Source organism: Nocardioides sp. NBC_00850, assembly GCF_045207335.1.
Lineage (GTDB): Bacteria > Actinomycetota > Actinomycetes > Propionibacteriales > Nocardioidaceae > Nocardioides.
Window position 1 is genome coordinate 3,270,292 of record NZ_CP108845.1, and the last position, 12,071, is coordinate 3,282,362.

Below are 12,071 nucleotides of genomic sequence, written 5' to 3' on the forward strand. Positions count from 1 at the left end.
GTGTGCTCGCGCCGAGCGAGTGAGCAAGGCGCGAAGCGCCAGGCCTAGGCGAGCGCAAGCAGTACGCCAGCCGTGATCAGCGCCTGGCCGACGTGATAGGTCACCATGATCTGCACGTTGGTCAGGCGCGGCGGCTCGTTGCCGTGCTCGGCGAGGTTGAGCCCGATCAGGGTGTCGCTGACGACGAAGATCAGCGCGCCCACGGCGATCCACACACTCCCGGTCATCCAGCCGAGCACGAGCATGGTGGCGATCACCAGCGAGTACGCCGCCAGGGCAGCCGCCATCGGCGTGCCGCCCATCTCCCGGGCGCCCCGGAGCACCCGGCCCATCGGGATCGCCAGCACGACCGCGACCGCGATCCCGGCCCAGGACCACGCGGGGGTCTCCAGGCCGAGGGCGAGGAAGGTCACGGCGTACGCCAGATGGCCGACGAAGAAGAGCGCCACGCCGCCGAGGAACCGCCGCGCGGAGGAGCCGATCATCGAGATGTCGCCGAGCATCCCGAAGAAGAGCGCGACGACCAGCCACCACGCCGCCGGCTCGCCGTCGCTGACGAGCCCCACCAACACCATCAGCCCCACCATCACCAGGGGCTTGGTGACGTAGTGGACCCGCCGCCAGCCGAACCACACGCAGGTCCAGTCCGCCACGGCATCGGCGGCGGTGAGAAGGGCGACGAGGACTGCCAGGCTCTGCATGGCGGCAAACTACACCGTTGCAACACACCCCCATGGGGGTCCCGGGCCCAGGCCGCTTGGTCGAATACCCTGCTTGTATGGCGACCCGTACGTCTTCCCCGCCGGGTTCGCGGAGCTCGACCACCACCAAGAGCACCCGTCCCCGGAGTACGACCACGACAAAGCGAGCAACGGCCACGAGCCGGGCCCGCTCAAAGGCAGCGCCGAACAAAGGCCAGAACAAGCGCCGTCCCGCCGCAAAATCGAGCAACCGGAAGACGACGAACCGTACGCCACCTCGTGCCGTACGCAACGGGCCCAGCCCGATCGCGGTCCTCTTCGACGCCATCTTCTCCACCATCGCGAGCCTGTGGCTGGCGATCGCCGGGGGAGTGGCGGCCATCTTCCGTGTCGGTGGCCAGGCCGCCAGTGACCTCGAGCCGGAGCACCGGCGCGACGGTGCGGGCCTGTTCCTGATCGGCCTCTCCGTCCTCGTCGCTGCCGGCGTCTGGTTCCAGCTCGGCGGACAGTTCTTCGACGTGGTCCGCATCGCCGTGGCCGGCGTCGTCGGCAAGGTCGGCTGGCTGGTGCCGGTCGGGCTCGTCGTCGCCGGTGCCCGGTTGATGCGCGACCCGGTCAACGCCGCTCCGGTAGGCCGGCTCGCGATCGGCTGGGCAGCGTTCCTGATGGCCACGCTCGGCATCATCCAGATCGCCAACGGCAACCCGCAGCCCACCTCGGGCGACAGCACCGAGCTGCAGTGGGCCGGCGGCGCGATCGGCTACGTAGTGGCCAGCCTGCTGCTCGACGTCCTGCGCTCGACGGCCGTGGTCGTCGTACTCCTGTCCCTTCTCGTCGTCTTCGGGATCCTGGTGATCACCGGGACCCCGCTCTACCAGGTGCCGAGTCGCCTGGTGGAGCTGCGCGACCGGGCGCTCGGCCTGACGCCGCCCGAGGAGATGAGCGAGAGCGGCACCAACATCCGGCGGGTGCGCCGGGGCAACAAGCTCTTCGCCGACGACGACACCTTCGACCCGGAGGGCTTTGAGCCCTACGAGACGCCGCTCCTCGAGGAGGAGAAGCCGAAGAAGAAGCGCAAGAAGGACGGGCTCGACATCGCGCTCGCCCTCGACGAGGACCCGGACGCCGACACCCAGCCCGACGAGGCGGTGCCCAGCGACGCGGCGGGCCTCATGCCCGCGGTCGCGGACAACGCCCCGAAGCCCGGCAAGCGGCGCGACCTCGAGCCGCCGCCGCACGCCGAGCTGCCGCAGCGCGTCGAGCAGCTCATGCTTGCCGGAGACGTGGCCTACACGCTCCCGGGCAGCGACCTGCTCAAGCCCGGCTCGCCGCACAAGGCCCGCTCCAAGGCCTCAGACGACATCGTCAGCCGGCTCCAGGCGGTGCTCGAGGAGTTCAACATCGATGCCGCGGTCACCGGCTACACCCGTGGCCCGACGGTCACCCGCTACATCGTGGAGCTCGGCGCCGGCGTGAAGGTCGAGAAGATCACCGGCATCCAGAAGAACATCGCCTACGCGGTGGCCTCCGCCGACGTACGCATCCTCTCGCCGATCCCCGGCAAGTCGGCCGTCGGTGTGGAGATCCCGAACATCGACAAGGAGATCGTCACCCTCGGCGACGTGCTCCGCTCCAACGCCGCGCGCGGCGACCACCACCCGATGATCACCGGGGTCGGCAAGGACGTCGAGGGCGGCTTCGTCGTCGCCAACCTCGCCAAGATGCCCCACCTGCTGGTCGCGGGTGCGACCGGTTCGGGTAAGTCGTCCTTCATCAACTCGATGATCACCTCGGTGCTGATGCGGGCCACGCCCGACGAGGTCCGGATGATCATGGTCGACCCCAAGCGGGTCGAGCTCAACTCCTATGAGGGCGTGCCGCACCTGATCACGCCGATCATCACCAACCCGAAGAAGGCCGCCGAGGCGCTGGCCTGGGTCGTACGCGAGATGGACATGCGCTACGACGACCTGGCCAACTTCGGCTTCCGCCACGTTGACGACTTCAACAAGGCCGTACGCGCCGGGAAGGTGCAGCTCCCGCCCGACTCCGAGCGGGTCCTGTCGCCCTACCCCTACCTGCTGGTCATCGTCGACGAGCTCGCCGACCTGATGATGGTCGCCCCGCGCGACGTCGAGGACGCGGTCGTACGTATCACCCAGCTCGCCCGTGCCGCCGGCATCCACCTGGTGCTGGCCACGCAGCGGCCCTCGGTCGACGTCGTCACCGGTCTGATCAAGGCCAACGTGCCCTCGCGGCTCGCCTTCGCGACCTCGTCGCTGGCCGACTCGCGCGTCATCCTCGACCAGCCCGGTGCGGAGAAGCTGGTCGGCCAGGGTGACGGGCTGTTCCTGCCGATGGGCTCCTCCAAGCCGATCCGTGTGCAGGGCTCCTGGGTCTCCGAGGCGGAGGTCAACGCGGTCGTCAAGAGCGTCAAGGGCCAGCTCGAGCCGTCCTACCGCGAGGATGTGACCGCCCCGGCGGAGTCCAAGCGGGTGCTGGACGACGACATCGGCGACGACATGGACCTGGTCATCCAGGCGATCGAGCTGATCGTCTCGACCCAGTTCGGGTCGACCTCGATGCTGCAGCGCAAGCTCCGCGTCGGGTTCGCCAAGGCCGGCCGCCTGATGGATATCCTCGAGTCGCGCGGCGTGGTCGGTCCCTCCGAGGGCTCCAAGGCACGCGACGTACTCGTCAAGCCGGACGAGATCGACGGCGTCATCGCAACAATCCAGGGGGAGATGTGAGCGAGAATTCACCGGCGGTCGAGACCGCCGACCCTGCCGAGGCAGTCGAGGCCGTCGAGACCCACGATGTCGACGTCGTCGAGGTGCGCCGCAACGGCCGCCTCGCGCTGGTGGTGGCGCTCGCGTCGCTGCTCGTCGGCATCGCCTTCGTGCTGCGCGGCGGCATCGAGGGCTACCTGGTCGGCCTGATCCTGCTCGTCGTCGCGGCGGTGCAGGGCTGGACGGCCTGGGACTCCCGGATGCCGCTGCTGCTCGTGGACGAGCAGGGCGTACGCCTCCGCTTCGGCCAGACCTGGCAGGGCATCCCGTGGTCGAAGATCGAGTCCGTCGAGCACACCCCTCGTCCGGACGGGATCGAGCGGTTCTGGAAGGACGGCCGCATCGGCGTGCTGCTGCACGACGAGGACGAGGTGCTCGAGGAGCTCTCGCCGACCGCCCGGCGCCAGGCGATGCTGACCGAGCGCCTCTACGGCCTCCCGTTCTCCCTCCCGCTCGGCCTCTCCACCCGCGTCCTGGGCGCCGGTGACGACGTCACCGAGGCCATCGCGATCGTCGCCGCCGACGGCGTCGAGGTCGTCGAGATCGACCCCGCGCTCGACGTGGAGGAGCCGGAGACGGACACCGACGAGAGCGCCGACGACCACACTGCCGAAGCCGCCTCGGACGACGGTGACACCGCGGTCCGCCCGCCCCTCTCCGAGCGGGCCGGAGACACCAACCCCCGGATGCTCCGGGTCTTGGACGAGCCTGATATCAATGCCGCAGACGTGGTGGACGAGGCGGAGCAGGACCAGGTGGACCGGGACACGAACCAGGACGAGACGACGCCGAAGACCGACCCCGAGCCCGAGCCCGAAGTGAATCTCGTGGCCGAGGCGAAGGCAGAGCCGGTCGCCCCGCTGCGCGAGCCCTCGACGGCGGTCCGGGTGGACGTACGCTACGTGCCCGAGGAGCCGCAGGAGACCATCGCCGTCCACGGCGCGAACGCGCTCCAGCTGGACCTGGCAGAGGCGGCGTTCGCCGACGCGGACATCGACGACGTGGATGTCGACGAGGAGACCCAGGTCTTCGCGAACGAGTCGGACGCCGAGGACTCCGAGCCCGAGGGCGTACGTCCGATCGCGGTGCCCGACGAGGGGGTCAAGGCGCTCGCCATCGACGGTGTCGACGACGAGCCCACCGAGGTGGTGCCGACCAAGGTCCCCGAGATCGGTGCCGAGATCGCCGCGGCCCGCCGCCGGCTGGCCCTGGACATGGACGGTCTGGCCGAGTGGACCCGGATCCGTCCGCACGTCATCGAGGCGATCGAGGTCGACGACTTCGGCCCCTGCGGCGGCGACTTCTACGCTCGTGGCCACCTGCGTACGCTGGCGCGCGTCCTCGGCATCGAGGTCGCGCCGCTGCTGCGCACCTATGACGAGAAGTACGCCTCCGGCCCGGTCAGCCCGCGCGCCGTCTTCGAGGCCGAGCTCGCCCACAGCGCGGCGATCCGTCCGGTCCGGCGGATGCGGGGCGGGCCGTCCTGGTCGGTCCTGGTCGCCGCGGTGATGGCGGTCATCCTGGTCTGGTCGGTCGCGCGCCTGGTCATCGACGGCACCCAGCACGAGCCCGAGGCCGGAGCGATCCAGCTCGACGGCTCGGCCGGCACCGACAGCCCCTACGGCAAGTCCTCGCCCGTCCCGGTGACCATCTCCGCCGCCGGTGGTGGTGCCCACGTGGTCGTCCGCGACTCGCGCGGCAAGGTGGTCTTCAGTGGTGACCTCGCCTTCGGCGAGTCCAAGGAGCTCCAGGTCACCCCGCCCCTGCGCGTACAGACCTCCGACGGTTCCCTCAAGGTCGCCGTCGGCGACGGCAAGGCCAAGGCCCTCGGCAAGACCGGCGAAGCCGCTCAGCGCACCTACACCGCCAGCTAGCACGCTCCCTACTCCACGCACGCCGAGTCGGCTCGTCATGACGAGCCGACTCGGCGCTGTTTTCGGTCAGAACGCGCCGACTCGGCGGGTTGTTAAAGAGATCGGGATTTGGTGACGCGGGTCACATCGGCTTTGGGACCATGACACACGAGAGAGCGCTCTCACGAGTCGCCGGACTCATCGCTCATTCATCGGGAAGCGAGTCATCATGAGAAGTCTCAAGGCATTAGGAGCCGCTGTGATCGCGGCCGGCGTGGTCGCAGTGGCGATTCCGCTGACATCGTTCGGGCAGGCGTCGGAGGCGTCGGAGCCGGGCACCCCGGCCGGCTGGACGAAGGTGTGGAGCGACGACTTCACCGGCGCGGCCGGGTCGCGGATCAACACCAACAACTGGATGTACGACATCGGCCACTCCTACCCCGGCGGCGCCGCCAACTGGGGCACCGGGGAGATCGCCTACCACAGCGACAGCACCCAGAACGTCTACCAGGACGGCAACGGCAACCTCGTCATCAAGCCGATCCGCGACGGCGCCGGCAACTGGACCTCCGGGCGCATCGAGACCACCCGTACCGACTTCCAGCCGCCTTCCGGCGGCGTGCTCCGCGTCGAGGGTCGCATCCAGATGCCGAACGTCACCGGCGCGGCGGCCCAGGGCATCTGGCCGGCGTTCTGGATGCTGGGAGAGCCCTTCCGTGGCAACTACTGGAACTGGCCGGGCATCGGCGAGATCGACATCATGGAGAACGTCAACGGCGCCAACCAGGTGTGGGGCACGCTGCACTGCGGCACCTCGCCCGGCGGCCCGTGCAACGAGACCACCGGCCTCGGCGGGACCCTCCAGGGCTGCCCGGGCTCGACCTGCCAGTCGTCATTCCACACCTACGCGATGGAGTGGGACCGCAGCGCCAGCCCGCAGCAGATCCGGTTCTACGTCGACAACACGCTCTACCACACGGTCCGCTCGGACCAGGTCGACGTGACGACTTGGAACAACGCGACCAACCACGGCTTCTTCATCATCCTCAACGTCGCGATCGGCGGCGGCTGGCCCGGCAACCCGACCTCGGCGACGGCCTCCGGCGTGCCGATGCTGGTCGACTACGTCGCGGTCTACTCCAAGGGCGGTGGCACCACCGAGCCGACCGACCCGCCCGCCCCGGGCAACCGGGACGCCTACTCCACCATCCAGGCCGAGTCCTACAACGCCCAGAGCGGCACCCAGACCGAGGCGACCACCGACACCGGCGGCGGTCAGAACGTCGGCTATCTCGGCAACGGCGACTGGCTCCGCTACGACGGCGTGAACTTCGGCTCGAGCGCCGCCCGTACGTTCTCCGCCCGGGTCGCCTCCGGCGCGCCCGCGGGGGTCAGCGGCCTGGTCGAGGTACGCCTCGACAACGTGAACAACGCCCCGATCGGCAGCTTCTCGGTGGCCAACACCGGAGGCTGGCAGAGCTGGCGTACGGTCCCGGGCAGCATCAGCGGGGTGACCGGTACGCACACGGTGTTCCTGCGGTTCACCAGCGGCCAGCCGGCCGACTTCGTCAACCTCAACTGGTTCACGTTCTCCCGGTGAGCGGGAGGCGATAGGTTCCACTCATGAACGAGACCCCGGCCGGCCGGCCGACGCTGGAGACGGTGGCGCGGGCGGCCGGGGCCTCGCGAGCGACGGTCTCGCGCGTCGTCAACGGCTCCACGACCGTGCGCCCCGATGTCGCCGAGAGCATCCGCCGGGCCATCGCCGACCTCGGCTACGTGCCGAACCCGGCGGCGCGGAGCCTGGTGACGCAGCGTACGGACTCCATCGCCCTGATCCTGCCGGAGTCCGCGACCCGGGTCTTCTCCGACGACGCCTTCTTCCCCGGCGTGATCCGGGGTGTCGGGGAGGCGCTGGAGAAGGCGGACAAGCAGCTGGTGCTGCTGCTCGCCTCGACGCAGTCGAGCCACGACCGGATCCTGCGCTACGTGCACGGCCGCACCGTCGACGGTGTCGTGCTGGCATCGATGCACGGCGCCGACACCCTGCCCGAGGAGCTGCGGGCGGCGGGCGTCCCGGTCGTCACCAGCGGGCGGCCGCTGGGCGAGGCGACGGTGCCGTTCATCGACGTCGAGCACGCCAGCGGCGTCGAAGCGGCGATGAACCACCTCGTCGGTCTCGGCCGGCGCCGGATCGCGACCATCGCCGGGCCGCAGGACATGGTCGCCGGGCGCGAGCGCCTGGCCGGCTACCTCACCGGTCTCCAAGCGCTGCCGGGAGCGGTGCCGCTGGTCGAGGAGGGCGACTTCATGCGCCAGTCCGGCATCGACGCGATGGAGCGGCTGCTGGAGCGCGATCCCGGCATCGACGCCGTCTTCGCGGCCTCCGACCTGATGGCCGACGGCGCCCTGCGTACGCTGCGCCGGCTCGGCCGCAGGGTGCCCGACGACGTGGCGGTGATCGGGTTCGACGACGTCGAGGCGGCCCGGTTCACCGACCCGCCCCTGACGACGGTGCACCAGCCGATCCACGAGATCGGCACCCGCCTGGCCGAGCAGATCCTCCGCCTGGTGGCGGGGGAGGAGGTCGAGGCCTCCGTCGTGCTGCCGACGAGGCTGGTGGTCCGCGAGTCCGCCTGAGGCACCAGCCTCAGGCGTCACCCGCGCGGTAGCGCCGCTCGGGTCGCCCGGCGGTGCCGTAGTTGAGACGTACGTCGATCCGGCCCGTGCTCGCGAAGTGCTCGAGATAGCGGCGGGCGCTCACCCGGGAGACTCCGATCGCGTCGGCGCACTCGGTGGCGCTGAGCTCGCCGGCTTCCTGCAGCGCGGCCAGCACGGCGCGGGCGGTCTCTGCGCTGAGCCCCTTCGGCAGCCGCTCACGAGTCTCGCGTGCGCCCTGGTGGCTGAAGACCTCGTCGATGCCGGCCTGGACCTCGTCGCGGTGCTCGGCACCCTCGGCTCCCTTGGCCCGCTGCCCGATCCGGGCTAGCGCCTCGCGGGAGCGGCGTACGTCATCGAGTCGGGCGGCGAGGTCCTCGAACGGGAACGGCTTCACCACGTAGTGGGCGGCGCCGCCGGCCGCGGCGGCCCGCACCGTGTCAGCCTCGCGGGCGGCGGTGATGACGATGACGTCGGCGTCGTCGCCTCGTCCGCGCAGCCGGCGCAGCAGCTCGATGCCGCTGAAGTCGGGAAGGTGCACGTCGAGGAGCAGCACGTCGGGGGAGAGGCGGGCGGTCTCCTCGAGCGCCTGGGAGCCGGTGGCGGCCACGCCGACGACCCGGAACCCCTCGACGCGCTCGACGAACCGGGTGTGGATCGAGGCCACCATGAAGTCGTCCTCGACCACGAGCACGGTGAGCTCTGGTGTGGACGTCATCGGGCCTCCTCGGGGGCAGTGGTGGTGGGTGGGGCGAGCGGCGCGGCGCCCGGCAGGGTGGCGATGAAGACCGCGCCTGGGCGCTCCGTCGACCCGCTATTCTCCACCTCGACCTCGCCGCCGCGTGCACGGCACACCAGCTGCACCAGCGCGAGCCCGACACCGCGGCCGCTGGCGTCGCGCGGCTTGGTGCTGAAGCCGCGCCGGAAGATCTCGGGCAGACGCTCGGCCGGCACCCCGCCGCCGGTGTCGGAGACCCGGACGGTCACGGTCTCGCCCTCGGCGGTCAGGCGTACGCCGACCCGACCGTCGAGCGGTCCGACCAGCGCGGCCGCGTCGACGGCGTTGTCGACCAGGTTGCCGAGGACGGTGACCACGTCGGCCGACCCGTCGGGGGTGAGCCGCGGCAGCGCGCTCGACGTCTCCAGGTCGATGCTCACCCGCCTCTCGGCGGCCAGGCTGGCCTTGGCGATGAGCAGCGCGGCCACCGCGGGGTCGTCGATCCGGGAGGTGATGTGGTCGCTCAGCGCCGCCCGGCGGGCGGTCAGGCCGGTGACGAACTGGCCCACCTCGGCGTACTCCTCCAGCTCGAGGAGCCCGGTGATGGTGTGCAGCTGGTTGCTGAACTCGTGGGTCTGCGCCCGCAGGGTCTCGGTGACGCTCTCGCGGGCGTTGAGCTCGCTCTGCAGCGCCACCAGCTCGGTGCGGTCGCGCAGCGTGGTGACGGTGCCGGCGGGACGGCCGTCGTGGTGGACCCGGTTGCGGTTGAGCACGAGCACCCGCTCACCGGCGACCAGCGGCGCGTCGTGCACCTCCTCGGGTCCGCTGAGCAGGGCGAGTGTCTCGGCGGGCAGGTCGAGCTCGTCGAGCCGGCGCCCGGTCGGGTCCGAGGTCAGCCCGAGCAGCTCGCGGGCGCTGTCGCTCATCAGGCTGACCCGCCCGTCTGCGCCCACGGCCAGCACCCCCTCGCGGATGGAGCGCAGCAGACCCTCGCGGTGGTCGGCGAGGGCGGCGATGTCGCGCGGCTCCAGCCCACGCGTACGCCGCTTGATCAGCCGTGCCAGCAGCCACGAGCCCAGCACGCCGAGCGCAAGACCGGCCAGGAGGACGGTGAGGGCGTCGGCCCAGGTGCGGGCGAGGCGCTCGGTCAGCGGCGGATAGTCCTCGGTCACCACGACCACGCCGACCGGACGCGGCGCCTCGGCGTCCGCACCGGTCGAGCCACCCCCGTAGACCGGGACCTGGGCGGCGATCGCCCGGCGGCCGGCGTCGTCGATGTCGCCCGACCAGGCCCGGCTCGTCTCGCGCCTGCCCAGGTCGAGGGTCTCGCCGACCCGGGTGGGGTCGGTGGCGACCAGGACGGTGCCGTCGAGCCGGGTGAGGTAGGCGGTGTCGGCACCCGCGTCCGCGGCCCGCGTCTGCAGGTAGAAGCCCAGCGCCTGCCGATCGGGAGCGCTGGCGCTGGTCAGTCCGTCCTGGACCGCCGCGATCCCGGCCAGGCTCTCCGCGGCGGCGCGTAGCCGGTCCTCGCGGGAGTCACGGAAGTCGGCGTCGCTCTGTCGCAGGGAGACGATGCTGGTCGCCACGACGACGAGCAGCAGCACCGAGAGCTGCAGCAGCAGCACCTGCCCGGCCAGCGACAGATGGCGCCGCGGTCCCTGTGACCACAAGTTACACAACCTCCTTTGGTTGCCGAATGGTGACGGCGGTCACCCCGGACTGTGACCATCGCCACTGACCGTTTCATCCCCCTGAGTCTGGAGGCCAGCCGTTGTCGACGCCGACATCGCAGTCCCCGCCCCGACCGCCGCTGCCGCCGCAGCGGGGCCGGGCAGCGAGCATACGCCGTACCCGTGCCCTCGCCGTCGTGCTCGTGACCTGCCTGCTCGCCGCGGCATCGGCCTGCGGCGTGACCAGTGGCGAGCAGTCCCGTGACCTCGACATGTGGATCCCGAACAGCCCCGGTGGCGGCTACGACCAGACCGGCCGGGCGGCCGTGGGGGTCCTCGACCGCGACAACATGACCGGCGGCGACATCCAGGTGACCAACATCCTGGGCGCCGGCGGCTCCGTCGCCATGTCCCGCCTGATGAGCGAGGAGGGCAACGGCAACCTGCTCATGACCATCGGTCTGGGCGTCGTCGGCTCCACCTACTCCTTCGGCGTGGACGCCCGTCCGCAGGACGCCACCCCGATCGCCCAGCTCATCGAGGAGCAGGAGGGCGTGCTGGTTCCGGCCGACTCGCCGTTCAAGACCATCGACGACCTGGTGAAGGCCTGGGCCGAGGACCCCGAGTCCATCGTGGTCGGCGGCGGCTCCTCACCCGGTGGCCCCGACCACCTCTTCCCGATGCAGCTGGCCGAAGCCACCGGCATCGACCCGAAGAAGGTCAAGTACGTCCCCTACGACGGCGGTGGTCCGCTCACCAGCGCGCTGCTGGGTCACAAGATCGACGTCGGTTTCTCCGGTCTCGCCGAGTTCGAGGGCCAGGTGGAGGCCGGTGAGCTGCGGGTCCTGGCCGTCTCGGGCGACGAGCGCGGCACCGGCGTCTTCGCCGACGCGCCCACGCTGACCGAGAGCGACATCGACCTGGTCTTCCTCAACTGGCGCGGCGTACTCGCCCCGCCGGGCATCAGCGACGAGCGCCGGCAGGAGCTGATCGACCTGCTCACCCGGATGCACGACTCGAAGCAGTGGCAGCAGGCCCTGAAGGACAACGGCTGGACCGACGCCTTCGTGACCGGCGACGACTTCGACGACCTGCTGGTTGAGCAGGACCAGCGCGTCGCCTCGACCCTGAAGGAGCTGGATCTGCTGTGAGCGTCCACGAAACCGAAACCCAACCCCCCGAGCCCAAGAGCCCGGCGCGCCGGATCGACGTCGCCCAGTACGGCCTGGCCCTGTTCCTGGTCGTCGTCGGGATCTACACCGTCATCGACGCCACCGGCCTGGAGGTCGGCTTCGCCGACCCGGTCGGTCCCCGCGCCTTCCCGTACGTCATCGGCGCCGGCCTCGTCGTCGTCGGTGTGCTGCTGGCTGTCGCCACCGCCCGCGGCTCCCAGCCGGAGCCCGAGGAGGGCGAGGACGTCGACCTGAGCTCGTCGGCCGACTGGCTGACGGTCCTCAAGCTGGTCGCGGTCCTGCTGTTCACGGTCGCGACCGTGAACCTGCTCGGCTGGGCGATCTCGGGCGCGGCGCTGTTCGCCGGCGCCGCCTGGTGCCTCGGCAGCCGAACGCTCGTGCGGGACGTGATCGTCGGGCTCGTCCTCTCGGTCGCCAGCTGGTACGCCTTCTACGTCGGTCTGGGCATCCCGCTCACCCCTGGCGTACTCGACGGGATCCTGTGAGGAC

At 70.8% G+C, this 12,071-nt stretch carries 9 protein-coding genes; 6 read left to right on the forward strand and 3 right to left on the reverse strand.

Annotation, left to right across the window (positions count from 1 at the left end):
• Positions 1-44 precede the first annotated feature (44 nt).
• Positions 45-701 carry a lysoplasmalogenase gene (locus OH802_RS15880; RefSeq protein ID WP_406019979.1) on the reverse strand — a complete coding sequence of 219 codons (657 nt, stop codon included), beginning with the start codon at positions 699-701 and terminating at the stop codon, positions 45-47.
• Positions 702-778: 77 nt separating this feature from the next.
• Here OH802_RS15880 and OH802_RS15885 point away from each other — a divergent pair, with 77 nt between their 5' ends.
• The 4 genes from OH802_RS15885 to OH802_RS15900 all read left to right on the forward strand — a co-directional run bounded on the left by OH802_RS15885 (position 779) and on the right by OH802_RS15900 (position 7,983).
• Positions 779-3,451: a DNA translocase FtsK 4TM domain-containing protein gene (locus tag OH802_RS15885; protein WP_406019981.1), complete on the forward strand. Its 2,673-nt coding sequence runs from the start codon at positions 779-781 to the stop codon at positions 3,449-3,451.
• A complete protein-coding gene (locus OH802_RS15890) occupies positions 3,448-5,364 on the forward strand; it encodes a helix-turn-helix domain-containing protein (RefSeq protein WP_406019983.1) in 1,917 nt (638 codons plus the stop codon). Before OH802_RS15885 ends, OH802_RS15890 begins: the two co-directional genes overlap by 4 nt.
• A 208-nt stretch (positions 5,365-5,572) precedes the next feature.
• Positions 5,573-6,943 (forward strand): glycoside hydrolase family 16 protein, encoded by a 1,371-nt coding sequence (locus OH802_RS15895; protein ID WP_406019985.1) that lies wholly within the window; start codon positions 5,573-5,575, stop codon positions 6,941-6,943.
• A gap of 23 nt (positions 6,944-6,966) precedes the next feature.
• Entirely contained in the window at positions 6,967-7,983 is a 1,017-nt protein-coding gene (locus OH802_RS15900; RefSeq protein WP_406019987.1) for a LacI family DNA-binding transcriptional regulator, read from the forward strand.
• A 10-nt stretch (positions 7,984-7,993) separates the two neighbouring features.
• Here the strand turns inward: OH802_RS15900 and OH802_RS15905 are convergent, their stop codons facing one another.
• Entirely contained in the window at positions 7,994-8,719 is a 726-nt protein-coding gene (locus tag OH802_RS15905; protein WP_406019989.1) for a response regulator, read from the reverse strand.
• Positions 8,716-10,389 (reverse strand): ATP-binding protein, encoded by a 1,674-nt coding sequence (locus OH802_RS15910; RefSeq protein WP_406019991.1) that lies wholly within the window; start codon positions 10,387-10,389, stop codon positions 8,716-8,718. Before OH802_RS15910 ends, OH802_RS15905 begins: the two co-directional genes overlap by 4 nt.
• A gap of 197 nt (positions 10,390-10,586) precedes the next feature.
• Between OH802_RS15910 and OH802_RS15915 the strand changes: the two genes are divergently transcribed.
• Both OH802_RS15915 and OH802_RS15920 read left to right on the forward strand, forming a co-directional pair.
• Positions 10,587-11,540 (forward strand): Bug family tripartite tricarboxylate transporter substrate binding protein, encoded by a 954-nt coding sequence (locus OH802_RS15915; protein WP_406019993.1) that lies wholly within the window; start codon positions 10,587-10,589, stop codon positions 11,538-11,540.
• Complete coding sequence (locus tag OH802_RS15920) at positions 11,537-12,067, forward strand: tripartite tricarboxylate transporter TctB family protein (protein WP_406019995.1); 531 nt, start codon at positions 11,537-11,539, stop codon at positions 12,065-12,067. The genes OH802_RS15915 and OH802_RS15920 overlap by 4 nt, the downstream gene beginning before the upstream one ends.
• Positions 12,068-12,071: the final 4 nt, after the last annotated feature.

Excerpts from the sequence above, each read along its gene's own strand:
- OH802_RS15880 (WP_406019979.1), bottom strand. The coding sequence starts at position 701 with ATGCAGAGCCTGGCAGTCCTCGTCGCCCTTCTCACCGCCGCCGATGCC.
- OH802_RS15885 (WP_406019981.1), top strand. The coding sequence starts at position 779 with ATGGCGACCCGTACGTCTTCCCCGCCGGGTTCGCGGAGCTCGACCACC.
- OH802_RS15895 (WP_406019985.1), top strand. The coding sequence starts at position 5,573 with ATGAGAAGTCTCAAGGCATTAGGAGCCGCTGTGATCGCGGCCGGCGTG.
- OH802_RS15900 (WP_406019987.1), top strand. The coding sequence starts at position 6,967 with ATGAACGAGACCCCGGCCGGCCGGCCGACGCTGGAGACGGTGGCGCGG.
- OH802_RS15905 (WP_406019989.1), bottom strand. The coding sequence starts at position 8,719 with ATGACGTCCACACCAGAGCTCACCGTGCTCGTGGTCGAGGACGACTTC.